The 24,941-nt window shown below is 72.1% G+C and carries 24 protein-coding genes, 1 pseudogene and 1 riboswitch; of the genes and pseudogenes, 19 read left to right on the forward strand and 6 right to left on the reverse strand.

The genetic code is table 11. The annotated features are described in order from the left end of the window. Nucleotide 1: 1 nt before the first annotated feature. The 3 genes from ACFY0K_RS03890 to ACFY0K_RS03900 form a co-directional block, all read right to left on the reverse strand. Nucleotides 2-1,621 carry an ABC transporter substrate-binding protein gene (locus ACFY0K_RS03890; protein WP_390638442.1) on the reverse strand — a complete coding sequence of 540 codons (1,620 nt, stop codon included), beginning with the start codon at nt 1,619-1,621 and terminating at the stop codon, nt 2-4. 220 nt (nt 1,622-1,841) lie between these two features. Next, entirely contained in the window at nt 1,842-1,958 is a 117-nt protein-coding gene (locus ACFY0K_RS03895) for a putative leader peptide (protein ID WP_388908340.1), read from the reverse strand. Nucleotides 1,959-1,992: 34 nt separating this feature from the next. After that, nucleotides 1,993-2,107: riboswitch (SAM riboswitch) on the reverse strand. Between the two features lie 468 nt (nt 2,108-2,575). Beyond that, on the reverse strand, nt 2,576-3,349 hold the full coding sequence (locus tag ACFY0K_RS03900; protein ID WP_390638443.1) for a winged helix-turn-helix domain-containing protein: 774 nt from the start codon (nt 3,347-3,349) through the stop codon (nt 2,576-2,578). A gap of 203 nt (nt 3,350-3,552) precedes the next feature. On the opposite strand from ACFY0K_RS03900, the gene ACFY0K_RS03905 reads away from it, so the two are divergent. From ACFY0K_RS03905 to ACFY0K_RS03985, 17 genes are all read left to right on the forward strand, one after another. Continuing rightward, a complete protein-coding gene (locus tag ACFY0K_RS03905) occupies nt 3,553-3,633 on the forward strand; it encodes a putative leader peptide (RefSeq protein ID WP_351960705.1) in 81 nt (26 codons plus the stop codon). 170 nt (nt 3,634-3,803) lie between these two features. After that, nucleotides 3,804-5,441, forward strand: a complete 1,638-nt coding sequence (locus ACFY0K_RS03910) for an ABC transporter substrate-binding protein (RefSeq protein ID WP_390638444.1) — start codon at nt 3,804-3,806, stop codon at nt 5,439-5,441. Nucleotides 5,442-5,444: 3 nt separating this feature from the next. Further along, nucleotides 5,445-6,401 (forward strand): ABC transporter permease, encoded by a 957-nt coding sequence (locus tag ACFY0K_RS03915; protein ID WP_390638445.1) that lies wholly within the window; start codon nt 5,445-5,447, stop codon nt 6,399-6,401. Further along, nucleotides 6,398-7,246 (forward strand): ABC transporter permease, encoded by an 849-nt coding sequence (locus ACFY0K_RS03920; protein ID WP_390638446.1) that lies wholly within the window; start codon nt 6,398-6,400, stop codon nt 7,244-7,246. Before ACFY0K_RS03915 ends, ACFY0K_RS03920 begins: the two co-directional genes overlap by 4 nt. Next, a complete protein-coding gene (locus ACFY0K_RS03925; protein WP_390638447.1) occupies nt 7,243-9,291 on the forward strand; it encodes a dipeptide ABC transporter ATP-binding protein in 2,049 nt (682 codons plus the stop codon). Before ACFY0K_RS03920 ends, ACFY0K_RS03925 begins: the two co-directional genes overlap by 4 nt. 24 nt (nt 9,292-9,315) lie before the next feature. Next, nucleotides 9,316-10,137 (forward strand): alpha/beta fold hydrolase, encoded by an 822-nt coding sequence (locus ACFY0K_RS03930; protein WP_390638448.1) that lies wholly within the window; start codon nt 9,316-9,318, stop codon nt 10,135-10,137. A gap of 22 nt (nt 10,138-10,159) precedes the next feature. Beyond that, nucleotides 10,160-11,173, forward strand: a complete 1,014-nt coding sequence (locus tag ACFY0K_RS03935; RefSeq protein ID WP_390638449.1) for a 2-oxoglutarate and iron-dependent oxygenase domain-containing protein — start codon at nt 10,160-10,162, stop codon at nt 11,171-11,173. Between the two features lie 22 nt (nt 11,174-11,195). After that, a complete protein-coding gene (locus ACFY0K_RS03940) occupies nt 11,196-12,011 on the forward strand; it encodes a DUF427 domain-containing protein (protein WP_390638450.1) in 816 nt (271 codons plus the stop codon). A 614-nt stretch (nt 12,012-12,625) separates the two neighbouring features. Continuing rightward, entirely contained in the window at nt 12,626-13,522 is an 897-nt protein-coding gene (locus tag ACFY0K_RS03945; RefSeq protein ID WP_388713181.1) for a TauD/TfdA dioxygenase family protein, read from the forward strand. Beyond that, nucleotides 13,519-14,409, forward strand: a complete 891-nt coding sequence (locus ACFY0K_RS03950; protein ID WP_388713184.1) for an ABC transporter permease — start codon at nt 13,519-13,521, stop codon at nt 14,407-14,409. The genes ACFY0K_RS03945 and ACFY0K_RS03950 overlap by 4 nt, the downstream gene beginning before the upstream one ends. Then, nucleotides 14,406-15,137 (forward strand): ABC transporter ATP-binding protein, encoded by a 732-nt coding sequence (locus tag ACFY0K_RS03955; RefSeq protein WP_390638451.1) that lies wholly within the window; start codon nt 14,406-14,408, stop codon nt 15,135-15,137. The genes ACFY0K_RS03950 and ACFY0K_RS03955 overlap by 4 nt, the downstream gene beginning before the upstream one ends. A gap of 118 nt (nt 15,138-15,255) precedes the next feature. Continuing rightward, a complete protein-coding gene (locus ACFY0K_RS03960) occupies nt 15,256-16,311 on the forward strand; it encodes an aliphatic sulfonate ABC transporter substrate-binding protein (RefSeq protein ID WP_390638452.1) in 1,056 nt (351 codons plus the stop codon). Further along, complete coding sequence (locus tag ACFY0K_RS03965; RefSeq protein ID WP_390638453.1) at nt 16,308-17,663, forward strand: LLM class flavin-dependent oxidoreductase; 1,356 nt, start codon at nt 16,308-16,310, stop codon at nt 17,661-17,663. Before ACFY0K_RS03960 ends, ACFY0K_RS03965 begins: the two co-directional genes overlap by 4 nt. 1 nt (nt 17,664) lies before the next feature. Continuing rightward, nucleotides 17,665-18,402 carry an ABC transporter ATP-binding protein gene (locus tag ACFY0K_RS03970; protein WP_390638454.1) on the forward strand — a complete coding sequence of 246 codons (738 nt, stop codon included), beginning with the start codon at nt 17,665-17,667 and terminating at the stop codon, nt 18,400-18,402. After that, entirely contained in the window at nt 18,399-19,217 is an 819-nt protein-coding gene (locus ACFY0K_RS03975) for an ABC transporter permease (protein ID WP_390638455.1), read from the forward strand. Before ACFY0K_RS03970 ends, ACFY0K_RS03975 begins: the two co-directional genes overlap by 4 nt. 37 nt (nt 19,218-19,254) lie before the next feature. Then, on the forward strand, nt 19,255-20,859 hold the full coding sequence (locus tag ACFY0K_RS03980; RefSeq protein WP_390638456.1) for an FAD-dependent oxidoreductase: 1,605 nt from the start codon (nt 19,255-19,257) through the stop codon (nt 20,857-20,859). Continuing rightward, a complete protein-coding gene (locus ACFY0K_RS03985; RefSeq protein ID WP_390638457.1) occupies nt 20,856-21,188 on the forward strand; it encodes a 4Fe-4S binding protein in 333 nt (110 codons plus the stop codon). The genes ACFY0K_RS03980 and ACFY0K_RS03985 overlap by 4 nt, the downstream gene beginning before the upstream one ends. A 35-nt stretch (nt 21,189-21,223) precedes the next feature. Here the strand turns inward: ACFY0K_RS03985 and ACFY0K_RS03990 are convergent, their stop codons facing one another. The 3 genes and pseudogenes from ACFY0K_RS03990 to ACFY0K_RS04000 form a co-directional block, all read right to left on the reverse strand. Further along, nucleotides 21,224-21,595, reverse strand: a complete 372-nt coding sequence (locus ACFY0K_RS03990; protein WP_390638458.1) for a MerR family transcriptional regulator — start codon at nt 21,593-21,595, stop codon at nt 21,224-21,226. 49 nt (nt 21,596-21,644) lie between these two features. Continuing rightward, nucleotides 21,645-22,219, reverse strand: a pseudogene (locus ACFY0K_RS03995) (zinc-binding dehydrogenase); the annotation flags it as partial. Nucleotides 22,220-22,363: 144 nt separating this feature from the next. Beyond that, nucleotides 22,364-22,852, reverse strand: a complete 489-nt coding sequence (locus ACFY0K_RS04000; protein ID WP_390638459.1) for a beta-class carbonic anhydrase — start codon at nt 22,850-22,852, stop codon at nt 22,364-22,366. 261 nt (nt 22,853-23,113) lie between these two features. On the opposite strand from ACFY0K_RS04000, the gene ACFY0K_RS04005 reads away from it, so the two are divergent. Together ACFY0K_RS04005 and egtA are read left to right on the forward strand one after the other, a co-directional pair. Continuing rightward, on the forward strand, nt 23,114-23,365 hold the full coding sequence (locus ACFY0K_RS04005; protein WP_390638460.1) for an FCD domain-containing protein: 252 nt from the start codon (nt 23,114-23,116) through the stop codon (nt 23,363-23,365). Between the two features lie 174 nt (nt 23,366-23,539). Further along, nucleotides 23,540-24,820 carry an ergothioneine biosynthesis glutamate--cysteine ligase EgtA gene (gene egtA, locus ACFY0K_RS04010; RefSeq protein ID WP_390638461.1) on the forward strand — a complete coding sequence of 427 codons (1,281 nt, stop codon included), beginning with the start codon at nt 23,540-23,542 and terminating at the stop codon, nt 24,818-24,820. The last annotated feature ends 121 nt before the right edge of the window (nt 24,821-24,941 follow it).

The following is a 24,941-nucleotide window of genomic DNA, read 5'->3' on the forward strand; positions in this document are numbered from 1 at the left end:
GCTACCCGATCCAGGTGTCGTGCAGCTGGATGCGGCTGCCGGAGTCGAATGCCAGGTCGTGCACCTTCTTCGAGACGCCGAGCTGGGTCTGGAGCTCCACCACCGGCACGTTGTACGCGTTCTGCACGATCAGCTTCTGCGCCTGAGCCACCAGCTGCTTGCGCTTCGCGGTGTCCGTGGTCGCGGCCTGCGCGGACAGCGCCGTGTCCAGCGAACCGGACGGCAGGTGGTAGAAGTTGCCGAGCCGGGTGGAGAAGGAGCTGCGCAGGATGTCGGGGTCGGCGCGGGTCGTGTTCCCCCACACCACGTCGAAGTCACCGGACTGGATCGTGGTGGCGAACTGGGTGACCGGCAGCTGCTTGAGCACCACGTCGATCCCCACCGACTTGAGCTGCTGCTGGACCAGCTCCAGCGCGGGCTGGTTGGTGGCCGCGTTGGGGAACCAGCTGATGGTCAGGGTCAGCCTCTTGCCGTCCTTGGTGCGGATGCCGTCGCTGCCCGCCTTCCAACCGGCCGCATCCAGCAGCGACTTCGCCTTGGCCGTGTCGAGCGCGAGGTCCGAGGAGAGGTCCGTGTAGTCGGGCGTGGTGTGCGCCAGGATGCTGGTCGCCGGCTGGGTGCCGGTCGGGTAGACGGTGTCGGCGATCTGTTTCCGGTCGACGGCGGCCGAGATCGCCTGCCGGACTTTCGCGTCCTTCAGCAGGGGCCGGGAGTTGTTCAGCCCGAGGCCGAACACCACACCGGGGTTGGCCCGGCTCTGGAGGGTGACCTGGCCGCCCTTGAGCGCCGCCTCGTTGGCCTTGCCGACGCTGCTGATCGCGTCCACCTGCCCGGACTGGAGACTGCCGGCCCGCACCCCTGCCTCGGGCACGACCTTGAACACCAGCTTGTCCAGGTAGGCCTCGCCCTTCTTCGACCACAGCGAGGAACCCCAGTCGTACCCGGTGCGCCTGCCCAGGGTGACCGACTGGTTCTGCACGTACTGCTTGAGCACGAACGGCCCGGACCCGACCACCCCGTCGCTGCACTTGTGCTGCGGGCTCTTCTTGACGCTCGCCGAGGACTCGATACCCAGTGAGTGGGTCGAAGTCGCCTGGAGGAACTGGGCGTTGGGCTGCTTGAAGGTCACCTTGACGGTGAGCGGGTCGACCACGGTGGTGCTCTTGACGCCGCTCAGGTAGCCCTCGGCGAGGGTGCCCAGGGCGCCGAGGTCCGGCACCGCGTCGAAGTTGTCCTTGACCACCTGCGCGGTCAGCTTCGACCCGTCGCTGAAGGTGACGCCCGGCCGCAGGTGGAACGTGAACGTCGTCGCGTCGGCGCTGATGTCCCAGCTCTTGGCCAGCCACGGCACGATCTTGCCGGTCTTCGGGTCCTGGTCGGTGAGGGAGTCCACGATCTGGCGCACCGAGTAGATGGTGTCGTTGCTGCCGACCTGCTGCGGGTCCACGCAGCCGGCGTCGGATCCCACCGCGAAGGTCAGGGTGCCGCCGGACTTCGCCTGGCCGCCTCCGCCGCCGGAGCCGTCGTCGCCCGAACCGCACGCGGTCAGCAGGACGCTGGTGGTCAGGAGCGCGGCCAGGGGCGCCCATCGGGAAGGTCTGAAAACCGGAAGTGCAGTCACGGAGGGCTTTCTCCTACTCGTGTCACCGGGGCACGACCGCGCACGCATGTGCGCAGGCATGACGGTGTGTGCGGCCCTGGCGGATCGACTCCCGCCGGGGATGCGCTGTGCAGACAGAGGATTGGCATGCGGACGACACCGGGAACCGGTGGCGAGGGCGAAGGGCGGCGCGAAGGGGCCGGGGCCGGTGACGGACGTCAGCCGGTGGCAGCCGGGCCGGTCAGGCCCGACAGAGACAGCTGGTCGAGCGCTTCAGATCGATGTGGCGCCGGCGCGAGAGCCGGGAGTACGCCGTGGCGTCGGCGGGGGAGGCAGCAGAGTCGTCGCTGTGCCGCATGTCGTACCTCCCCGTCTCCGGCCCCGGTCACGGGGCCACGCGCTTGCGGGAATTCGTCGGTGATCCCGCCGGGCTTTCACCTGGAGCACCCCACCGCGCGGGAGGGTTGCCGGTCAGCGAGCCAGGGCATGACGCTGACACTCAATGCCGTTGGCGATGCTACGGATCGATTTTGTCGTACGTCAATGCCGCACCGTGACGCCCTGTTCGAGAGAACGGGGCCGTCTCACGTGCCGGGACGGATCCGGCCGCGGGCGCAGCCACGCCCGCCGCCTCCCGGCCGCCGTGGACCGGCGCGGGCACGGCGGGGCTGCGCTACGGGGCGTCCCGCCCCGAACTCGTCTTCGTGTTCACCGTCTTCGGCCTTCGACGTCGGCTTCCGGGGACTCGGCCTCATGAACACCGCGCTGGCCGTCGGCACCGTCGCCGGGACGGTCGCCGCCACGCGCGGGGTCTCGCCCCGAGGACGGAGGGTCGTCGTCGGCGCGCTGCTGTTCCGGGGGTTTCGAGGCACTGGCCGCGGTCATGCCCACGGGCGCGGCCAGTGCCGTGCCGGCCGCGCCCGGCGTGGCGCTGTGGCTGACGCGGAGGTCGCGAACGGGCGAGAGGGTCCGCCGTCAGCCGCTCTCGGCCGGTGCCGGGGTGGCACGCAGCCGGAAGCCGACGCCTCGCTCCGTCGTCAGCAGAGCCGCGGCACGCGGGCCCAGTTTGCGGCGGATGCGGTGGATGTGCAGATCGACCGAGCGGCTGCGGCTGCCCGCCCATTCCCCCAGCCCCGAGCGCAGGTCCTCCCGGGTGATGACCCGGCCGTTGCCGCGCAACAGGGCGGTCAGCAGCCGGAACTCCAACGGGGTCAGCGCGACGGCTGCGCCGTCCACCAGCATGCGCTGCCCACCCGGATCCAGGCTGATCGGGGACGGGGCGGCGGCCACGTAGGACCCGGGCAGCGTGCCGCCGGGCACCACCGGCAGGCCCGCGGCGCGCCAGGCCTCGTAGCCGCCGACGATGTCGGTGGCCCTCCGCAGTCCGAGATCGTGCAGCCCGGCGGCGGCCATGCTCGACATGTACCCCTGCGAGCACATGATGATCGCGCGCAGGGAGTGGTCGACGGCCTCCTCGATACGCCAGGCGCTGCACGGGTCCAGCCGCCACTCCAGCACGTTCCGGTCCATGACGAGCGAACCCGGGATCTCGCCCTCCGCGCGCCGCACCAGGTCCGCGCGGACGTCCACCAGCAGCGCGCCGTCGGCGAGTTCACGGGCCGCGTCCAGCGGCGCCAGCCGCCGCAGGCGGGCGCGGGCGCGGACCAGCAACTCGTCGATCGACGAGTGAGCGGTGTCAGGTGTGTGGTCCGAAAACCCTCCGGATCGCGTGTGCGCCGGTGACTGCATGGCGAGCAACTCCCCTGTCGTGCCTCGGAGACGGCCGGTGGTCGTCGGAACCGTGGCGGCGACAGCCGGCGGCGCGGCGCGAACTCGCGCCGTGGGAGTCGGTCATGCCGGAAGTCTACGGGCGGAGTTTTGCGGCAGAGTTTCTCGATTCTGAAACAGATCCCGCGTTGTCTGGCGCCGAACTGCGCTGTTATCAATGAGTCGTGACCGCGAACACGCCGCTGACCCGGAGGATCCACGTGGATCTGCTGCGCGTCGGCACGTGCGTCTGTCCGCAGCGCTGAGGCATCCGGCCGAGCGCACCGCGCCGGCCTTCTGACGGCCCTCGGCCCCACGCATCCTCACCCTTCACCTCTCTTCTCTCTTCACCCTGCACCTTTCTGCCTGCACCGCACACGCCCGCGTACAGCTCCCCCAGGCTGTACCGTGCCGCCGGTCGTTCCCTGGAGAACCCATGCCTGAATCCGACGCCGACGCGCTGCCCCAGCACTGGCAGGACGTCCTGCCCGCCGCCCGTACCCGTCGTGGCTTCCTCACCCTGGCCGGCGGCGGTGCCCTGGCCGCCCTGCTCGCGGCCTGCGCGCCGAGCGCCGAGGACGACGCGTCGGCCGGGACGACGGCGTCGGCCACCGGCCCGGCCAGGCGCGGCGGCACCCTGCGGGTGGGCGCCCCGCCACCGCCCACCGCCCTCGACCCGGTGACGGCGTACGACGGCACCGCGATCGCCCTCTACCAGCTGGTGGCCGAGTACCTGGTCTGGCTCGACAAGGACTACAAGCTGGTGCCGCGGCTGGCCACCAAGTGGTCCTCGGACGCGGCCGGCCGCACCTGGACCTTCACCCTGCGCGAGGGTGTCACCTTCTCCGACGGCACGAAGCTCGACGCCGCCACCGTGAAGGCGTCCTTCGACCGGCTGCTCGACCCGAAGAGCAAGTCGGCGGCCCTGTCCGCGTTCGACACCGTCCTCAAGCCTGGCGGCGTGACCACCGAGGGCGACGCGACCGTCGTCTTCACCCTGGAACGGCCCTTCTCCGACTTCCCCTACCTGGTCTCGGCCGGCAACTACAACGCGGTGATCCTGAAGACGGACTACACAGGCGACTTCGCCGAGCACGGCATCGGCACGGGCCCCTTCACCCTCACGTCGTACGACGTCTCCACCGGCGCCGCCTTCGTCCGCAACCCGAAGTACTGGGACAGCCCCAGGCCCTACCTCGACGGCGTGGACGTCAGGTTCTACGCCGACGACCAGGCCGACCTCGTCGCCCTCCAGTCCGGTGACATCGACGCGCAGTTCCTCAGCAGACCCGCGCTCGTCGAACCCCTGGGGAACGGCGGGGGCATCACCGTGGACAAGGTCAGGAGCACCGGGGTCACCGTGCTCACCCTCCGTGTCGACAAGGCGCCCTTCGACCGCAAGGAGGTCCGCCAGGCCGTCGCCTACGGCCTCGACCGGCCCGCCGTGCGCCAGGCCGCGGGCAGCGGACTCGGCGACCTCGGCAACGACCACCTGTTCGCACCGCTGTTCCCGGCCGCCCCCACCGACATCGCGCAGCGCACCAAGGACAAGGCGAAGGTCACCGAACTCCTCAGGGCGGCCGGCCTGAAGAGCCTGCGCTTCACCCTCACCTTCGACCCGCCCAACAAGGACTTCGCGGTCACCGTCCAGAGCCAGTTGAAGGAGGTCGGCATCACCGTCGACCTCGACCAGCGCTCCTCGAAGGAGTTCTACGGCGGCGACCAGGCCAAGGACACACCGTGGCTGTTCACCACCGCCAACCTGGTCGGCTGGGCGGGCCGGCCCGTGCCGAGCCAGTTCATCATCCCCATGGTGAAGAGCGACGGCGTCTGGAACGGCTCCAAGTACGCCAACAAGGCCCTCGACGCGGCCGCCGAGGCCTACGACGCCGCCACCAGCGACGCCGAGCGGCGCAAGCAGGCGGAGATCATCGCCGAGGCCCTGCACGAGGACGTGCCGATCGTCATCGCGTACTGGAGCGGGGCGGCGCGCGCCTACAACAGCGGCAGGTTCCGCGGCGTCCAGGCCCACCCCAGCCAGTACGTCGACTTCACCACCGTCTCCCGGGTCTGAACCATGACCCGGTTTCTGCTCCGCCGTCTCGCCGCCGTCCCCCTCACCCTGCTGGCGGTCTCCCTCCTGGTCTTCCTCGCCACCCAGGTGCTGCCCGGCGACGTCGCCCGCACGGTGCTGGGCCGGGAGGCCACGGACGGCTCGGTGCGTGCCCTCAACCACGAACTCGGCCTCGACCGGCCGCTCGTCGTCCAGTACGGGAGCTGGCTCGGGCACTTCGTCACCGGCGACTGGGGGACGTCGTACACGCTGCACGTGCCGGTGCGCGGGCTGCTCCTGGAGCGGCTCGGGCACTCGCTGTTCCTGGCGGTGTTCGCGTTCGTGCTGCTGGTGCCGATCGCGCTGACGCTCGGCCTGATCGCGGGGCTGTACCACGGCCGGGCGCTGGACCGGACGATCACTTCCACGACTCTCGCCCTGGGCGCCACACCGGAGTTCGTGACCGGGGTCGTCCTGCTCGTGGTGTTCTCCGTCCAGTTGCGCTGGCTGCCCGCGTCCGCGCAGACCCAGCCCGGGGCCGACGGCCTGGGGCAGACCCTGTGGCACCTGCTGTTGCCGGCGATCTCGCTGGTGCTGGTCTGCACCGGGTACGTGGCCCGGCACGTGCGGGCCAGCACCGTCGCCGTCGTGGAGGGCCCCTTCGTGCGCGCGGCGCGGCTGCGAGGTGCGGGCTCGGCCCGGATCGTCGTCCGGCACGTGCTGCGCAACGCCACGGTGCCGGCCACCAGCGCCCTCGGCGTCCAGTTGCAGTACATGCTCGGTGGCATCGTCGTGGTCGAACTGCTCTTCAACTATCCGGGTGCCGGAGCCCTGTTGCTGCAGTCCGCGCAGGACAAGGACCTGCCGACGCTGCAGGCGAGCGCCCTGGTGCTGGGCGCCCTCTACATGCTGGTCGTGCTGCTCGCCGACCTCGTCCACCGGTTGCTGGATCCGCGCATACGGCTCGGGGGTGCGGCATGAGCACCGTGTCGATCGCCCTGCGGCCGCTGGGACGACTGGGGCGGCTGCCCGTCGCCTCCGGCGTCGGAGGCGCCCTGATCCTGCTGTGGACGACGGTCGCCCTGTTCTGGCCGCACCTGGTGCCGTACGCACCCGACGTACAGCGTCCGCAGGACCGGTTCCTCGCGCCGGGCGGCGAACACTGGCTGGGCACCGACCAGTTCGGCCGCGACGTGTTCTCCCGCACCCTCGCCGGGGCCCGGCCCGTGCTGGCGGTGGCGCCGGCCGCGACCGCGCTGGCCGTCCTGGCCGGCACCGTGATCGGGCTGGTCACGGGCGGGGTGGGCGGCTGGCTGGACGACGTGGTGATGCGGATCGTCGACGCCGTCGTGGTCTTCCCGGCCGTCATCGCGGCGGTGCTGTTCGTGGCCTTCCTGGGCCGTTCGACGCCGGTGCTCGTGTTCGTCGTCGCCACTGCTCTCACCACCCTGGTGGCGCGCAGCGTACGGGCGGCCACGCTGGTGGAGCGCGGGAAGCCGTACGTCGAGGCCGCCCGGCTCCGGGGCGAGCCGCTCTGGTCGCTGCTCGGCCGCGAGATCCTGCCCAACGTCCGGTCCACGGTGTACGTCGAGGCGACCTCACGGCTCGGGGACGCCGTGTTCGCCGCCGCGACCCTCTCCTTCCTCGGCCTCGGCCAGCCACCCGGCTCTCCCGAGTGGGGCGCGGCGGTCGCCGACAACCGGGTGTGGCTGAACAACGCCCCGTGGACGGTCCTCGCGCCCGCCCTGGCGATCGTCTCCCTGGTGGTCGGCGTGGCCCTGGTCGCGGACACCTCACGGCGGGCGGCGGGAGGTGCGGCCGCATGAGCACGGACGAGCAGGAGCTTGCCGTCGATGGGGCGGCCCCGGACGGACAGGGGCTCGTCGTGGCGGGACTGAGCGTCGCCTACGACTCGGCCCAGGTCCTGTACGACGTGTCGTTCACCGTCGCCCCTGGCGAGATCTTCGGCCTGGTCGGCGAGTCGGGCTGCGGCAAGTCGACCCTGGCGTACGCGCTGGCCCGCCACTTCGCGCCGGGCGGGCGGGTGCTCGGTGGCGGTGTGCGGCTGGACGGCACCGACGTGCTGGGCCTCAGCGGGAAGCGGCTGCGGGAGTGGCGGGCTTCCCGGCTGGCCTTCGTGCACCAGGACGCGGCGGGAGCCCTCGACCCGACGATGCGGATCGGCAGGCAGCTGGCCGAAGTGCTGCGCGGGCGTGGTCTGTCGCACCGGGAGAGCGCCGAGCGCGCCGTGGAACTCCTGCGCACGGTACGGCTTCCCGACCCGGAAGGGCTCGTGCGCCGCTACCCGCACCAGTTGTCCGGCGGACAGCAACAGCGCGTCGTGATCGCCGCCGCCCTCGCCGTGCAGCCACGGCTGCTGGTCCTCGACGAGCCGACGACGGGGCTGGACGCCTCGGTCGAGCACGAAGTACTGGGTCTGCTCATGGAGTTGCGCGGCCGGCTGAACGCCGCGGTCGTGTTCGTCAGTCACGACCTCGGTCTGATCGGCCGCATGTGCGACCGCGTGGGTGTGCTGTACGCGGGACGCCTGGTCGAGACCGGGCGGGTCGGTGAGGTCCTGGCCGCCCCGGCCCATCTGTACACCGCGGGGTTGCTGGCTGCCGTCCCGGTCCTCGGCGTCACGCGGCAGGAGCGCCCGTTGCGGCCCCTGCCGGGCCGGCTGCCGCTGCCGGGCGAGACCGGGACCGGCTGCTCCTTCGCGCCGCGCTGCGCGCTCGCCGAGGACGCCTGCCGCGCGGCCGAGCCCGCGCTGGACGCGGAGGCCGTGCCGGGCCGGTCGGTTCGCTGCCTGCATCCGGGGGAGGCCAGGCAGGAGGTCGGCACGGCGGAGGTCGGCACGGTGGAGGCCGGCACTTCGGCGGGCCGCGAACGGGCCGGTAGGACGCCTGCCGCCCTCGTCGAAGTGCGGGGACTCGTGCGGAAGTTCGGGCACACCGTCGCGGTCGACCACGTCGACCTGACCATCCGCGAGGGCGAGGTCCTAGGCCTCGTGGGGGAGTCGGGCAGCGGAAAGACCACCCTCGCCCGCGCCGTCGCGGGTCTCGCCCCCGACGGCGAGGGCGCCCTGCGGCTGCGCGGCGCACCACTGCCCGCCCGTCTTGCCCGGCGTGACCCGAGCCTGCGCCCGCGCATCCAGATGGTCTTCCAGAACCCGGACGCGTCCCTCAACCCCAGCCACACCGTCCGCACGGTCCTCAGGAGATCGCTCGCCACCCTCGCGGATCCCTCCGGTCCGCCCCTCGACGCCCTCCTGGACCGCACCCGCATCGACACCGACCTTCTCGACCGCCGCCCTGCCCGGCTCTCCGGCGGGCAGAAGCAGCGCGTCTCGATCGCCCGCAGCTTCGCGGGCCGCCCCGACCTGGTGATCTGCGACGAGCCGGTGTCCGCGCTGGACGTCAGCGTGCAGGCGGCGGTGCTGGAGGTGCTGGCCGACCAACGGGACCGCACGGGGACGTCGTACCTGTTCATCTCGCACGATCTCGCGGTCGTCGGCCATCTCGCCGACCGGATCGCCGTCATGTACCGCGGCGTGATCGTCGAGGAAGGGCCCGCGGCCGACGTACTCCACGGCCCGTCGCACCCGTACACCGCCCTGCTGGTCGAGGCCGCCGCGCGCCCGGTGGTGACCGGGCCGCCGCCCGAAGAGCCCGGCCACCTCCCCGCACGACCGAGCGGCTGCCGTTTCGCCGACCGCTGTACCCGGCGGATCGCCGGGCTGTGCGAGGACGTACCGCCACCGGAACGCGGCCTCGGCGGCGGCCACTTCGTGCGCTGCCACCTAGCCCCCTCCGACCTGCCGGCCGGGATACCCGCCACCGCCGCGCCGCGCGTGGCCGACCCGCTCTGACCCCTCTCCGCCCTGGGAGCCCCCATGACCACCAGCACCAGCACCGCCGCCGCCGAGGAGTTCGCCGGCCTGCCGAACGCCCCTGTCATCCAACGCCGTTGGGTCACGGTGGCCACCGGCGGCCACGTCGGCGGCGTCTTCTGGCACCCGCAGAAGCCCACCGTCGCCCTGCTCCACGACGCCGGTGCCAGCGCCCGCGCCTGGGACGACGTCCTGCTGGCCCTCGACCGGCCCGCCGTCGCCCTGGACCTGCCCGGCCACGGCCGCTCCAGCAGGCGCGGCCGGGGCGACTACCGCCCCCGGCGGCTGGCCGGCACGCTGGAGGAGGCCGTGCGGTCCTTCGCGCCGGGAGGCGTGACCCTCGTGGGTGCCGGGTTCGGCGCGCTGGCCGCGATCGCCCAGAAGGCGAAGTTCCCGCACAGCGTCGGCCGCCTCGTCCTCGTCGACGCGCTGCCCGGCACACTGTCGGCGGGCCTGCGGCTGTGGCCCGCGCCCAGCCCCGAGTTCGCCACCCGCGACGAGGCGGCGGCCTGGCTGGCCGAGCGCCGTGCGACCGACGCCGCCCGCACGGCCGAACTGGAGACCGAGCAGGCCGCGGACGGCACCTGGTCCTGGCGCCACCACCTCGGCAGCCTCCCCGCCGACGCGCCCACCGCACTCGACGACGAGACCCTCTGGGAGCAGCTCGCCGCCGTCCCCTTCCCGTTGCTCGTCCGCACCGAGGGCGGCCCGCTGGACGCGGTGTCCCTCGACCGCTTCCGCACCCAGGTGCCCGACGGCGACATCGTCACCGTCCACGCGGATCCGCAGGCCCTCGCGGACGTCCTGCGCCCCCTCACCCACTGACCCACGCCCAAGGAGCCCCGCCATGTCCGACGACATCCCCGTCATCGACCTCGCCGCCGCCCTCGCCGACGACGCGCCCGAGGACCTGCTCGCCACGGTGCGCCGTGCCGCCGAGACCATCGGCATCATCCAGGTCGTCAACCACGGCGTCCCCGCGGAGGTGATCGCCGGGTTCAACGACGGCTTCCGCAGGGTCCTCGACCTCCCCCGCGAGGAGAAGGAACAGCTGGCCAGTCCCACCGGACACCCCTACCGCGGCTGGCGGCAGTGGCCCGACGACTTCGGCCGCCTCGAACTCGAACGGTTCAACATCGGCCAGTACGACGACGCGGAGGCGGCCGAGGCCGCCGGGCTCACCCCCGAGCAGGCCACCCTCTACGCCCACGCCAACGTCTGGCCGCCGCAGGAGCCCGGCCTGCGAGCCACGACCCGGCGCTACCAGGACGCGTTCGTGGACGTCGCCCGCCGCGTGCTCGGCCTGTACGCGCGCGTGCTGGACGTGCCCGCCGAGACCTTCCCGCTGGGCGACGACGTCTACACGACGACGGTCGTCAACAACTACCCCAAGTGGCCGTACGACGGCGCGTCGGACGACGAGAAGCTCCTCCTCCTGGAACACGCCGACAGCTCCGCGCTCACCGTGCTCCACCAGGAGGGTGACTACGCGGGCCTGCAGGGCCAGCGTCCGGACGGCACCTGGACCTCCGTACCGATCCGGCACGACGCCCTGCAGGTGTTCACCGGCACCCTGCTGACCAATTGGACGGACGGCAGGCTGCGTCCCGGACGGCACCGGGTGGTGGCCGGCGGCACGGTGACGCGCCGCTCCTCGGCGGTGTTCGTCCACCCGGGTCTGGACACGGTCGTCGCACCCCTGCCTGCCTTCGCCGACCCGGACGGCTCCGACTTCGAACCCGTCTCGGTGTGGGAGCGTGCCAGTGGCAACGTCGAGGAGTACCTGAGGGTCTTCGGCCGCCCCGACCAGCTCGCCGCCTGGCGGGAGAACCGCCCCTACGTCGCCGAAGTCACCGCGTGAACCAGCCGAAGGAGACCCGCCCATGACCACGTTCCCCACCGCACAGGCCGTGCGGACCACCCCGGAGGGGCTCCTGTGGGAGCCGAGCGAGCGCTGGGTGCGCGGCCGCAAGGGTGACGTCACGGTCGTCGACAGCCGCCACCCCGTCCTGGTCTGGGAGCCAGGGGTTCCCGTGCCGCTGTACGCGTTCCCGCGCACCGAGGTACGCGAGGAACTCCTCCGGCCCGCGAAGAACCCGCCGACCGGTACCCACACCGGCTCGCGGATCTTCTACGACGTCGAGGTCGACGGCGAACTGCTGGAGAACGCCGCCTGGACCTTCCCGGCCGCCGACCTGGCCGACCACATCGCCTTCGAGTGGTTCCGGCGCGTCGGGCGGGGCCTGGACCACTGGTACGAGGAGGAGGAAGAGATCTTCGTCCACCCCCGCGACCCGCACAAGCGCGTCGACGCCATCCCCAGCAGCCGGCACCTCGTGGTCGAGATCGACGGCACGGTCGTCGCGGACACCCGCCGGCCGGTCCTGCTCTTCGAGACCGGCCTGCCCACCCGCTACTACATCCCGCGCGCGGACGTCCGCCTCGACCTGCTCGAAACCACCGACCACCACACCGGCTGCCCGTACAAGGGCACCGCCGAGTACTGGTCATGGCGCGGCGGCGCCGACGTCCCGCCCAACGTCGTCTGGAGCTACCCGGACCCGCTGCCCGCGGTCGGAGCCGTCCAGGGGCTCCTCGCCTTCTACAACGAGGCCGTCGACATCACCCTCGACGGCGAGCGGTTGGCGCGCCCCGTCACCCACTTCACCAAGGCGCTCGTGGAGCAGCAGCGCACCTGACGGGCGACGACCGCCGGCGTCCCGTCGGAGCACGTCGCTCCAGGGCCGGCCGCACCGCGACGGGGCCTGGCATGTCACCCGACAGCCAGGCCCCGTCGGCCGTCGTACGACGCCCGCTCAGCAGCGGCCGATGTTTCCGCAATGTGAGGGCTGTCCGAAACGTATTGACCGACGGCGTGGACCTCTGCTCAACTCACTTCCCATGACCCCGCGCATGGATCTGACCCGGAGGCGCCACATCGACCTGGCGCACGTCTCCAGCGCGTTCTGTTGTCGTTGATCCGGAAGACGTGTCGCTGATCCGCTGAGCGGATCACGACATAGGCCGGCGTGCGCCCGTCGCGCACGCCCGGAAGGGCCGACGCGCAGCGTCCGCCCCAGCGGTGTCCCTCTCGCGGTATCGCGGCGACCGCCGCGCGCCTCGCCCTTCCGGCTCCCGGATGCCCGGGGCAGTGCGCAGGTCCGCCCCGAGACCGCCGAGGGTCCTGCCGTCGGACCCTCGCGCCGCGACCGGCCCGAGCACCCGCCCCACATCCGTCCCACCGCCGCTCGTCACCCGTTCACCCGACCCTCAGCAACCGGCAGTGCGCCCCATCCTGGAGAGGGACCTCCCCATGCCTCCGACCATCCGCAAGCTCACGGGCCGCATCGGCGCCGTCGTCGACGGCGTCGACCTCGCCGGACCCGCCGATCCCTCGACCGTCGCGGCGCTCCGTCATGCGCTCGACGAGCACAAGGCGATCGTGTTCACCGACGTGACCCTCGACAACGCCGGCCAGGAGCGGGTGGCCGGCTGGTTCGGCGACCTGACGACCGCTCACCCGAACGTGCCGGCCGCCGACGGGACGACGAACGTGCTCGCCGTCGACAGCGAGACGTCCAAGGCCAACGAGTGGCACACGGACGTCACCTTCGTGCTCAACCCGCCGCAGCTCACGACGCTCCGGTCCGTCGTGACCACGCCCTACGGCGGCGAGACGCTCATCGCGAACGCCGCCGCGGCCTACCGCGACCTGCCCGAACCGCTGCGCGCCCTCGCCGACACGCTGCGGGTCGTGCACACCAACCAGTACGACTACGCGCGACCCGCGGCGGCGACGCCCGAACAGCGGGAGTACGACCGGGTCTTCGTCTCGACGCCGCACGAGACGGAGCACCCGCTCGTGCGGGTTCATCCGCTGACGGGCGAACGCGGCCTGTTCATCGGCGGGTTCGCCAAGCGCATCGTCGGTCTGCCGAACGGCGACTCGGCGGATCTGCTGCGCGTCTTCCAGTCGTACGTGACCCGCCCCGAGAACATCCTGCGCTGGTCCTGGGCCCCCCGTCAGCTGCTGATCTTCGACAACAGGATCACCCAGCACTACGGGGTCGACAACTACGACGACCACCCGCGCCGCCTCAACCGCGTGACCGTCGCCGGAGACGTGCCGGTCGGCGTGGACGGCCGGCGCAGCGAACAACTCGTCGGCGACGCCTCGCACTACAGCAGGGTGCTGGAGGTGGCGGCATGACCGAGGTCAGCCTCAAGAGGCCGGCCGTCGTCCCGGCGGTCGCCGAGACGACGAGCGCGCCCGGACGTGAGGTGTTCCTGCCGCTCGACGCCCGCCGCCGGACCCCGCTGCACACGATCCGCGAGCGGCTGCGCTGGCCGCTGGGCATCTACACCACTCCGGCCGTGATCCTCATCGCCTGGGAGCTGCTGGCCAGGGCCGGAGTGCTGCAGAAGACCTATGCCCCGGCGCCGACCTCCATCGTCAAGGCCGCCGTCGACCTGTGGCGACAAGGCGTCCTCGGACCCGACCTGGCCATCTCGCTGCAACGCGCCGGCATCGGCCTGGCCGTCGGACTGACGGTGGGCATCGTCAGCGGGGTGCTGGGCGGGCTGCTGCGCAGCGGTGAGTACCTGTTCAACGGGGTCGTGCAGATCCTGAACACGATCCCGCTGCTGGCGGTGCTGCCGCTGATGATCGTGTGGTTCGGCATCGACGAGCTCACCAAGGTGCTGCTGATCTCCTTCGGCGCCGGCGTCCCCATGTACGTCAACCTCTTCGCCGCGATCCGCGGTGTCGACCAGCGGCTCATCGAGATGGCCCGGACGACGGGGGCGGGCACCTGGCGGCTGGTGACGCGGGTGCTGGTGCCCGGGGCGCTGCCGGGATTCCTGGTGGGCCTGCGGTTCTCGCTCGCCTACAGCGTCCTGGGCCTCGTCGCGGCCGAGACCGTCAACGCCGACAAGGGCCTCGGCTTCCTCATCACGCAAGGGCAGACGTACCTGCAGACCGACCAGGTCTTCGTGGGGCTGGTCATCTACTCGCTCCTCGGTCTGCTCGCCGACCAGTTCGTCCGGGTTCTCGAGCGGGTGCTGCTGCGGTGGCGTCCCAGTTATGAGGCGTCATGAGCACCACCGTCGAGACAGAGCTCCGGCAGCAGACCGGCGCCGTCGTGGAGAAGGTCGTCCGGCGGTTCGGCGACCGGGTCGTCCTGGACCGGCTGGACCTCACCATCGCCGACGAGGAACTGGTGGTCCTGCTGGGCCCCTCCGGCTGCGGCAAGAGCACCCTCCTGCGCCTGCTCGCCGGTCTCGACCGGCCCGACGGCGGACGGGTGGAGGTCCCGGCCAGGCGCGCGATCGTCTTCCAGGCCGACCGGCTGCTGCCGTGGCAGCGGGTGCTGCGCAACGTCACCCTCGGCCTGCACGGACCGGACGCCGACCGACGGGCCCTCGACGTACTCGCCGAGGTCGGGCTCGCGGGCCGTGAGAAGGCCTGGCCCAAGGAGCTGTCCGGCGGCGAGGCCCAACGGGTCTCCCTGGCCCGGGCATTGGTCTCGGAACCCGAACTCGTGCTGCTCGACGAGCCGTTCGCGGCACTCGACGCGATCACCCGGCTGCGCATGCACGACCTGGTGCGAGCGCTGCGCAGCAAACACCACGCGGCCATGCTGCTCGTCACCCACGACGTCGACGAGGCGATCGCGCTGGCCGACCGCGTCGTCGTCATGAGCAACGGACGCATCGGCACCTCGCACCGCGTCGAGCTGTCGGCCGCGGACCGCGAGGCGAGCGTCGCCCGTGAGGAACTCCGCTCCGCGCTCCTCGACGACCTCGGCCTCGCAGGCCAGCACTGAATCCAGCTGGCACTGAATCCAGCTGGCACTGAATCCAGCCGGCACTGAATCCAGCCGGCTCCCCACGAGTCATCTCCCCGCTCCCTCCCGTCCCCTGCACAGAAAGCACGTGAGAACCATGCCCACACGTACCTCCCGCATCGTCGGCGTCCTCGGCCTGCTCGCCCTCGCGGGCCCCCTCGCCGCCTGCGGATCGGAGTCGGAGGCGGCGGCACCGCTGAGCAACGTGAGCGGATCGAGCGCCGACAGCCACCCCGAGTGGAAGAACTACACGTTCACCATCGGTGACAACGGCGGCGACGGCAGCCAGGAGCTGGCGAAGATCACCGGCGTCTTCGACAACGCGCCGTACAAGGTGAAGTTCGCCCGCTTCACCTACGGGCCGCCGCTCGTCCAGGCCGCCGCGTCGGGCGACATCGACCTGGGCAGCGTCGGCGACGTGCCGCCGATCACCGGCGCCGCGAAGGAGTTCGGCTTCAAGGTCGTCGCCGTGAACCGCTCCCTGCGGCCCGACCAGGCCAACGAGAACATCATCGTGCCGAAGGGCTCGACGCTGAAGACGCTCGCGGACCTCAAGGGCAAGAAGCTCGCGGTCCCGCAGGGCAGTTCGGCCCACGGTCTCGCCCTGAACGCGCTCAAGAGCGTCGGTCTGGGTCCCAAGGACGTGAAGCTGGTCTTCCTGGATCCGGCGGCCGGCGCCACGGCGTTCAACACCGGAAAGGTGGACGCCTGGTCGATCTGGAACCCGCAGTCGGCCATCGCGGTGAAGAACGGTGCGCGGATCCTGGCGAAGGGTCTCCCGCCCATCGACCAGACGAGCAGCTACTACGTCGCGAGCGAGAAGTCGCTGAAAGACAAGACGAAGCGGGCGGCCCTCACGGACGTCCTCGAGCGGCTGGCCCACGAGTTCGCCTGGGCCGTCAAGCACGAGGACAAGTACGCGGAGGCGATATCCAAGGAGGAGGGCATCCCCCTGGCCGACGCGAAGGCCTCCCTCGAGACCTTCGAGACCCGCGTGACCCCCGTGGAGAAGTCGGACATCGCGGCCGAGCAGAAGCTCGCCGACGCCTTCCTGGAGGCGGGCCAGATCACCAAGACGGTCGACGTCGCGTCGATCACCGACAACCTCCTCCCGGCCGGTTACGACAGCTCGAAGCTGGAGGCCGGCTCATGAGCCCCGTCAGCCGCGGCGGAGAGAGACCACGCCGGCTCCACCTCAACGCCTTCCTCATGGAGGCCGGCCACCACGAGGCCGCCTGGCGGCTCCCGCACAGCGACCCGCGGGCGGACTTCGACCTGGGGCACTGGATCGAGCTGGCCCGGCTGGCCGAGAGCGCCAAGTTCGACTCGCTCTTCCTCGCCGACGGCCCGGCCCTGAACGGCACCGGCGAGTTCCGGCCGCCGGGCCAGCTCGAACCGCTGACGCTGCTGACCGTGCTGTCCCAGGCGACCAGCAGGATCGGCCTCATCGCGACCGTGTCGTCCACGTACAACGAGCCCTACAACCTCGCCCGCCGCCTGGCCTCCGTCGACCACGTCAGCGGGGGCCGCGCCGGCTGGAACATCGTCACCTCGGCGGGCGCCGACGAGGCGGGCAACTTCGGCCTCGTCGACCGTCCCGGCCACGCCCTGCGCTACGCCAGGGCCGACGAGTTCCTCCAGGTCGCCAAGGCGCTCTGGGACAGCTGGGAGTCCGAGGCCGTCGTGGCGGACAAGGCCACCGGCCGGTACGCGGACCCGGGCCGGCTCCACCGGCTCGACCACCAGGGCACCCACTTCTCGGTGGCCGGCCCGCTCAACGTCGAGCGCCCGCCGCAGGGTCACCCGCTGCTCGTGCAGGCCGGCTCCTCCGAGGACGGCAAGGACTTCGCCGCCCGGCACGCCGAGGCGATCTTCACCGCGCACCGGACGTACGAGCGCGCGGCCGCCTTCTACGCCGACATCAAGGCCAGGACCCGAGCCGCGGGACGCGACCCGGACGGCGTGATCGTACTGCCGGGAATCGTGCCGTACCTCGGGTCGACCGTGGCGGAGGCCCGGGCGCTGGCGAAGGGGTTCGACGACCTGCGGGTTCCGGAGTACGGACTGCGCCAGCTGGCCTCGATCTTCGAGACCGAGCCGTCGGTGTTCGAACTCGACGCCCCGCTTCCGGACTTCGTCCTCGCCCGGCCGAAGCTGGAGGGCTCGCAGAGCCGCTCCGACCTCATCATCGAGCTCGCCGTACGCGAGAAGCTGACGGTCCGCCAGATCATCTCGCGGCTCGGGGGCGGCCGCGGCCACTTCGAGTTCGTCGGCACGCCCGAGCAGGTGGCCGACACGATCATCGCCTGGTTCGAGGGCGGTGCCGCCGACGGCTTCAACATCATGGCACCGGCCCTGCCGTCCGGCCTGGCGGCCTTCGTCGACCACGTGGTGCCCATTCTGCGCGCCAAGGGCCTGTTCCGGGAGGAGTACGAGGGCACCACGCTCCGCGAGCACTACGGACTGCCGGTACCGGCCAACCAGTTCCACCGCCTCGGTGACTGAAATGACACTGCCCGCCCTGCGCGTCCAGGGGCTCAGCAAGACGTACGAGGACGGCTTCACCGCGGTGGCCGGGCTGGACCTGGAGATCCCCGACGGGGCCTTCTTCGGTCTGCTCGGCCCGAACGGCGCCGGCAAGACCACGCTGATCGGCTCGGTGTGCAACATCGTCCGTCCCACCACCGGCACGCTCACCGTCTTCGGCCACGACCACCGGACGCGCGAGGCCCGGCGGCTGCTGGGCCTCGCCGAGCAGGAGATCAACGTCGACCGGTTCCTGTCGATCCGTCAGATGCTGGTCTACCACGCCGGTTACCACGGTATCGGGCGGAAAGCGGCGGTCCGGCGTGCGGACGAACTGCTCGGGGTGTTCCGCCTCGACGGCAAGGCCGACGCCCGCGCCTACGAACTGTCCGGGGGCATGCAGCGCCGGCTGGTCATCGCCCGGGCGCTCATGCACCGCCCCCGGCTCCTCATCCTCGACGAGCCGACGGCCGGTGTCGACGTGGAACTGCGCTCGGAGATCTGGCGGCTGGTCAAGAGCCTCAACGCGGCCGGCACCACCGTCCTGCTCACCACCCACTACCTGGAGGAGGCCGAGACGTTGTGCGACGAGATCGCGCTGCTGCGGGCCGGCCGGATCGTCGACCGCGGCTCCGCGGCCTCCCTGCGCAGCCGGTACGCGGCGCGGGACATCTCGGAGGTCTACGACCGGGTGATCACGGGAGAGGGAGCGGCGTGACGAGCACCCCGGCGGACGCGGCCGCCCTCCCGTCGTACGACGAGTCCTTCAGGCCCGAACGCTCCCCGTTCGTCTGGCTGCTGGAGCGGGAGGTCCTCCGCTTCCTGACCATCTGGCGCTACAGCGTCGTCGGCCCGGTGCTGTCGACCGTGCTGTTCGTCGTCGTCTTCGGCTCCGCCCTCGGCGGGCACGTCGACACGATCGACGGTGTCCCCTACGGCCGTTTCATCGTGCCCGGCCTCTTCGCGCAGGCGATCGTCAACGTCGGCTACTTCAACGGGACGACCAGCCTCTTCGAGGCCCGGCGGGACCGCTACATCCACGACGTGTTCGCCAGCCCGCTGCGCTGGTGGGAGATCAACGCGGCACTGGTGAGCGGCGGCATCGCCCGAGGTGCCGTCGTGGGCGGCGGAGTCCTGGCGGTGGCTCTGCCCCTGACCGGAAGCGGCAGCGTCGCCCGGCCCCTAGTGCTGCTGTCCGGCACCCTCGGCGTGCTCCTGGTGGCCGCGCAGGTGGGCGTGATCGCGGGCAGCCTCGCCAAGTCGCTCGACCACGTCTACTCCATGGAGTCGATCATCCTGCTGCCGCTGGGCTTCCTCGGCGGCGTCTTCTACTCGGTCCGCCGGCTCCCGCCCGTCTGGGACGTCCTGAGCCACCTCGACCCGGTCTTCTGGCTGGTCCAGGTCGAGCGGATCGGCTTCCTCGGCCGGGGCGACGTCGGCGCGGGCTGGGCCCTGCTCGTGGTCTGGGCCCTCGCCGCCGCGCTCTCGGCGTGGTCCGCCGCCATGTTCGCCACGGGTCGCCTCAAGCCCTGATCCCCGCCGTCCCCCGCCCAGGGAAGGAACGCACACCATGACGAGTCCCGCATCCGAACAGACCCTGACCACGGACGTGCTGGTGATCGGCGGCGGTCCCGCCGGCACCTGGGCCGCGATCAAGGCCGCCCAGGCCGGCGCCGACGTCGTCCTGGCCGACAAGGGCTACACCGGCGCGAGCGGTGCGACCGCATCGGTCGGCACCGGCATCTGGTACGTCGACGACGTCCCCGAACTGCGCGAGGCCGCCATGGCGAGCCGGGAAGGCCTGGGCGGGTTTCTCGCGGACCGGGACTGGATGGCCCGGGTCCTCGACGAGACCCACGCCCGCATGGACGAGCTCGCCCGGGTGCAGCGCTACCCCTTCCCCGTCGACGCCCGGGGCCGGCAGCTCCGCGGGGACCTCCAGGGCCCCGAGTACATGCGCAGGCAGCGGCTCCGGGTACAGCGCCTGGGCGTGCGCATCCTTGACCACACCCCGGCGCTGGAGCTGCTGGTCGATGCCGACGCGGTGGTCTCGGGTGCACGGGCGGTGGACCGTACGACCGGGGAGAGCGTCCGTATCGAGGCGGGCGCGGTCGTGCTCGCCGCCGGCGGCTGCGCCTTCCAGTCCAAGACCCTCGGCTGTGACGTCAACACCGGGGACGGCGCCCTGCTGGCCGTGGAGGCGGGCGCACAGCTGTCCGGGATGGAGTTCTCCAACGCCTACGCCATCGCCCCCAAGGGCACGTCACTCACCAAGACGGCCTACTACTCCTGGGCGAGCTTCTACCGCGCCGACGGTTCGGTGCTCGAAGGCGCGGCCAGCCAGGGCGGCCGCTCGGCGATCGCGCGGGCGCTGCTCAGGGAACCCGTCTACGCCCGCTTCGACCGGGCGACGCCCGACGACCAGCGCGCCATGCGCAAGGGGCAGCCGAACACATTCCTGGTCTTCGACCGGCTGGGCATCGACCCGTTCACCGACCTCTTCGAGATCACCCTGCTGGCCGAGGGCACCGTGCGCGGGACCGGCGGGGTACGCATCGCGGGCGAGGACTGCTCGACCGACGTCCCGGGGCTCTACGCCGCCGGTGACACCGCGACACGCGAGCTGATCTGCGGCGGCTTCACCGGGGGCGGCAGCCACAACGCGGCGTGGGCCGCCTCCTCGGGCAGCTGGGCGGGCCGCGGTGCCGCCGCGTTCGCCACCCGGCGCGGCCGTCCCGGCCACGGGCTGCGGGCGGTCGGCACGGCAGGCCTGCGCCCGACCGGCGCCGTGACGGTCGGCCACCGCGAGGTCGTCGCCGACGTACAGCGCCAGGTGCTGCCCTACGACCGCAACTACCTGCGGCACGCGGACCGTCTGGGGCCGGCCCTGCGCTCCCTGCACGGAACATGGGCCGCGGTGCGCGAAGGGCTGGGCGGACGCGGCGAGGACCTGTTCCGGGCCAGGGAGGCGGCCGCGATGGCGGCGCACGGCCGCTGGATGTACCACGCGGCCCTCCAGCGGACCGAGTCGCGCGGCATGCACAAGCGCATCGACCGGCCGGGGCAGGACCCGGCCCAGCACTACCGCCTGCTCACGGGTGGGCTGGACGAGGTCTGGAGCCGCCCGGAGTCGGCGCCACGGGCGACGGTCGTCGAAGGAGGCCGAGCCGCATGATCGAGATCGTCGAACCTGACCGCTGCATCGGATGCGACCTGTGCATCGACGTCTGCCCGACGCGCGTCTTCGACCGCGGCCCGGCCGGCGTCCCCGTGATCGCCAGACAGGACAGCTGCCAGACCTGCTTCCAGTGCGAGGCCTACTGCCCCACCGACGCACTGTTCGTCGCGCCGCTGGTGAGCGCGGCCGCCCCCGGTTCGCGCTTTCGCGACGTGGCCGAACTGGAGGAGTCCGGCCTGCTCGGCGGATACCGCCGCGAACTCGGCTGGGGCAGCGGCAGGGCACTCGGCGCCCGTACGGCGGTCGGGCCCCGGTACCCCGACTGAGGACCGGCACCGAGCTGGCCGCCGATGACGTCTCGTCACGGCTGACCGAAGGTGCGCCGGGCCAGTCCCGCGCGCAGTCGGGTCAGCCGGTCGATCTCGGCGTCGAGGGCCGCGAGCCTGCGGGCGATCACCCCGGAGCCGGGCCGGTCGCTGCCGGGGTGCCCGCACCGCCCCGGAGGCAACTCGCCGAGCAGGGCGAGCCGGTCGGCGAGACTGCGCAGGTCCTCGACGGTGAGTCCGAGCGCCAGCAGCTCACGGATGACCCGCACCCTGGCCACCTCGTCCGGTCCGTACTCGCGCTGCCCGGCGGCCGTGCGCCGTGGTGGTGGCAGCAGTCCCCGTTCCTCGTAGTACCGCAGTGCCCGCGGGGTGGTCCCCGCCGCTGCCGCCGCGTCCCCGATCCGCATCTCCGCCCCCGAGCCTCAGCCTCCGGCGCCGCGACCGCGCGCCGACGTGTCACCGTGGCGGCAACTCCACAACGACGGTTCCGAAGTGCCGCCCCTCGAACAGTTCCTGCAACGCCCGGGGGCCCCATCCATGCCCGGGATCCGCGCATGGGGGAAGGTGATCTCGCCGGAACGCAGCCAGTCCCCGAAGCGCTTGGTCCACTCCTCGCCGACGCCGGGATGGTCCTGTCCGCTGTAGCCGTGCAGCGAGACGCCCCGGCCCACGAGGCGGAAGGTGTCGATCTCCGCGGGCGAACTGCCACCGCGGCGGTGCACCGACAGCTGTCCCGACAGCGCGCCCACCAGGGTGAGGCGTGCGCCCCGGCGCGCGGCGCGCACGGCCGCAGTCAGCTGCTCACCGCCGACGTTGTCCACAAGCACGTCGATGCCGTCAGGCGCCGCCGCGGCCAGTTGCCCGTCGAGGGGCCGGGTCCCGGGCACCACGACCGCGTCGTAGCCCAGTTCGGCCCGCAGCCGCTCGGCCTTGGCCGGCGACCGGGTACTCCCGATGACCCTCCCGGCGCCCAGCAGCCGGGCGATCTGGCCCGCCGGCGTGCCCACGGCTCCGGCTGCTCCGGTGACGACCGGCCCCGCGCCGGTACCTGGACCCGCTGGTCCCTCGACTGGCACCCGGAGGAACCCGGCGCCACCGGTACGGCATCAGGTGAGCGTGGTGTGACGGCTCGCCGCCCCGCCTTCTGACCCGGCGACGCCCTCGGACCGCGAGGCTCAGAGGACTTCGGAGAGCCTGCCCGTGGCCACGTCGAAGACGAAACCGCGGACGCGGTCCTTGTGCACGACGAAGGGGTCCGCCTTGATCCGTGCGATGGACTGCCGCACGTCCGTGTCCAGGTCGGCGAAGGCCTCCGCCGCCCAGGACGGACGGATTCCGGTGTCCTTCTGGATCGCGTCCTTGAACCCGTCGTCGGTGAAGGTCAGCATGCCGCAGTCGGTGTGGTGGATGAGGATGATCTCCTCGGTGCCGAGCAGCCGCTGGCTGATGGCGAGCGAGCGGATCTCGTCCTGGGTGACCACACCGCCCGCGTTGCGGATGACGTGGGCCTCGCCGTCGTTCAGGCCGAGGATCGCGTAGACGTTCAGCCGGGCGTCCATGCAGGCCACGACGGCGAGTTGCCGGGAGGGCGGCAGGGGGAGCGGGCCGGAGAAGGACTCCGCGTAGCGGGCGTTGTTGGCCAGCAGTTCATCGGTCACGGACATGGGGAACCTCGGCTTCCTCTGGTGCGACGGGTGGTGCGGGGTGAGTGGTGGCACGGTGCGGCCCCGGACGTCCCGGGCCGCGGAGCACTGTCACGCGGCCCGGCTACAGAACCCGTCGAAGAGATGGACGCGACGCGAGGGCCAGAAGCCCGTCAGCGTGGCGGCGAAGGTCGCCATTCCTCCAGTGAACCGGCCGGAACCCCCGTCGGCAAGAGAATGGATGTTCGGTCGCTATCTGACCGCCGCGAGCATTGCGGCTCCGTGAAAGGAAGCGGTGCAGGCGGCCCGGCGCAGCCGAGTGGACCTGGCCCCGGCGCACCGTGGCGGACCCGCACGGTCGACGACACCTTCGACGCGACCCTCGCCGAACACCGAGCGATCACCGAGGCGGTCCGGGAGGGCGACTCCGAGACGGCCCGGCTGCGCATGCTGGAGCACCACGAACGCGACCGGGACACGCGTATCCGGCAGAAGGTACGCCGGGACACCGGCGGAGGGCCCCGGACGGACTGAGGGCGGCCCGGGACCTTCCGGGTTGCCCGTTGCGGGGTGCCGAATGCCCAGTCGTCTGGAAAGTGCGCTCTTGTCATGACAGGGCGGGACGGCGGACTCTGGCAGCAGGCACCGCGGTACGCGTACCGGACGTCGGATCCCCGACGACCCTGAGGCGGCTCAGGAGGCTCCCGGATGTCGGTTTCACCGGAGTGTGGCGTGGACGGCCCTGCCGTCACCGAACAACAGGCGCAGGCGCTGGTCGAGGGAGTCTGTTTCAAGACGGGCCCGCCGCGCAGCGTCGGCGTCGAAGTGGAATGGCTCGTCCACCGGGAGCGTGCGCCGCACGAGCCCGTGGGCCGGCAGGAGCTGGCAGCGGCCCACGCCGACCTGCGAAACCTCCCGCTGACGTCCGGGCTGAGCATCGAGCCCGGGGGCCAGGTGGAGCTGAGTTCCCGGCCGGCCCCGTCACTTGCCGCGTGCGTCTCGGAGGTCTCCGCCGATCTGGACGCGGTGCGCACCGCACTTCGCGGGCACGGTCTGACCCTGGCCGGCGTGGGCGTCGATCCCTGGCAGCGGCCTCGCCGCTTCCTGCGGGAGCGGCGGTACGACGCGATGGAGGCCTGCCTCGACCGCACGGGCCCGGCGGGGCGCACCCTGATGTGCACGTCGGCCTCCGTTCAGGTCTGCCTCGACGCCGGACGGGAGGAGCCCGGTGTCATGGGATTCGCGCGCCGTTGGTGGTTGGCGCACCACCTGGGCGCGGTCCTGGTCGCGGTGTTCGCGAACTCGCCCATGGCCGAAGGCCGCGCCACGGGCTGGCTGTCCACCCGGCAGCTGATGTGGGCGGAACTCGATCCTGGGCGGGCCGGCGGGCCCTCCCTCGCCCACGATCCGCGGCACGCCTGGGTCCGGCGGGTCCTGGACGCGCCGGTGATGTGCGTACGCCGGGACGGCCCCTGGGAGGTGCCGGACGGGGTGAGCTTCCGCGAGTGGACCCGCTCCCGCACCATGCGCCCTCCGACCCGCGCGGACCTCGACTATCACATCAGCACCCTGTTTCCGCCGGTCAGACCGCGCGGACACCTGGAACTGCGCATGATCGACGCACAGCCCGGCGACGACGGCTGGATCGTGCCGCTCGCGGTGGTCACCGCCCTGTTCGACGACCCGGGCGCCGCCGCCGTCGCGAACCGGGCCGTGGCGCCCCTGGCCGAGCGGAGCGCCGGGGCCCCGGCGCCGCACAATCCGCTGTGGACCGCCGCGGCCCGCCACGGGCTCGCCGACCCGGACCTCAGGCGGGCCGCCGTGACCTGTTTCGCCGCGGCGCTGGACGCCCTGCCACGACTGGGCGCGAGCACCAGGGTGGTGGCCGCCGTCGCGGACTTTGCCGACCGCTACGTCGCACGCGGTCGCTGCCCGGCCGACGACGTACTCGACCGGGAGGCGTCCGCACGGCTCCGAGCGGAATGGTGAACTGCGCCGCGGTGTTGCCACAGAGGGGTCAGAGGTAGTCAAGACGCCAGTGGGGCCTGAGAGTTCGGGCCGCGTAGTGCTCCACGGCGATTCCGCGAGACGGCTCTGGCCGGTGCATCGA

The sequence above is a fragment of the Streptomyces sp. NPDC001507 genome (genome assembly GCF_042894765.1).
Classification (GTDB): Bacteria; Actinomycetota; Actinomycetes; order Streptomycetales; family Streptomycetaceae; genus Streptomyces.

Coding starts and splice junctions, on each gene's coding strand:
- ACFY0K_RS04000 (WP_390638459.1), bottom strand. CDS start 22,852: ATGTCCGTGACCGATGAACTGCTGGCCAACAACGCCCGCTACGCGGAG.
- ACFY0K_RS03895 (WP_388908340.1), bottom strand. CDS start 1,958: ATGCGGCACAGCGACGACTCTGCTGCCTCCCCCGCCGACGCCACGGCG.
- ACFY0K_RS03965 (WP_390638453.1), top strand. CDS start 16,308: ATGAGCCCCGTCAGCCGCGGCGGAGAGAGACCACGCCGGCTCCACCTC.
- egtA (WP_390638461.1), top strand. CDS start 23,540: ATGTCGGTTTCACCGGAGTGTGGCGTGGACGGCCCTGCCGTCACCGAA.
- ACFY0K_RS03945 (WP_388713181.1), top strand. CDS start 12,626: ATGCCTCCGACCATCCGCAAGCTCACGGGCCGCATCGGCGCCGTCGTC.
- ACFY0K_RS03910 (WP_390638444.1), top strand. CDS start 3,804: ATGCCTGAATCCGACGCCGACGCGCTGCCCCAGCACTGGCAGGACGTC.
- ACFY0K_RS03985 (WP_390638457.1), top strand. CDS start 20,856: ATGATCGAGATCGTCGAACCTGACCGCTGCATCGGATGCGACCTGTGC.
- ACFY0K_RS03990 (WP_390638458.1), bottom strand. CDS start 21,595: ATGCGGATCGGGGACGCGGCGGCAGCGGCGGGGACCACCCCGCGGGCA.
- ACFY0K_RS03930 (WP_390638448.1), top strand. CDS start 9,316: ATGACCACCAGCACCAGCACCGCCGCCGCCGAGGAGTTCGCCGGCCTG.
- ACFY0K_RS03980 (WP_390638456.1), top strand. CDS start 19,255: ATGACGAGTCCCGCATCCGAACAGACCCTGACCACGGACGTGCTGGTG.
- ACFY0K_RS03970 (WP_390638454.1), top strand. CDS start 17,665: ATGACACTGCCCGCCCTGCGCGTCCAGGGGCTCAGCAAGACGTACGAG.
- ACFY0K_RS03935 (WP_390638449.1), top strand. CDS start 10,160: ATGTCCGACGACATCCCCGTCATCGACCTCGCCGCCGCCCTCGCCGAC.
- ACFY0K_RS03950 (WP_388713184.1), top strand. CDS start 13,519: ATGACCGAGGTCAGCCTCAAGAGGCCGGCCGTCGTCCCGGCGGTCGCC.
- ACFY0K_RS03915 (WP_390638445.1), top strand. CDS start 5,445: ATGACCCGGTTTCTGCTCCGCCGTCTCGCCGCCGTCCCCCTCACCCTG.
- ACFY0K_RS03925 (WP_390638447.1), top strand. CDS start 7,243: ATGAGCACGGACGAGCAGGAGCTTGCCGTCGATGGGGCGGCCCCGGAC.
- ACFY0K_RS03955 (WP_390638451.1), top strand. CDS start 14,406: ATGAGCACCACCGTCGAGACAGAGCTCCGGCAGCAGACCGGCGCCGTC.
- ACFY0K_RS03940 (WP_390638450.1), top strand. CDS start 11,196: ATGACCACGTTCCCCACCGCACAGGCCGTGCGGACCACCCCGGAGGGG.
- ACFY0K_RS03960 (WP_390638452.1), top strand. CDS start 15,256: ATGCCCACACGTACCTCCCGCATCGTCGGCGTCCTCGGCCTGCTCGCC.
- ACFY0K_RS03900 (WP_390638443.1), bottom strand. CDS start 3,349: ATGCAGTCACCGGCGCACACGCGATCCGGAGGGTTTTCGGACCACACA.
- ACFY0K_RS03920 (WP_390638446.1), top strand. CDS start 6,398: ATGAGCACCGTGTCGATCGCCCTGCGGCCGCTGGGACGACTGGGGCGG.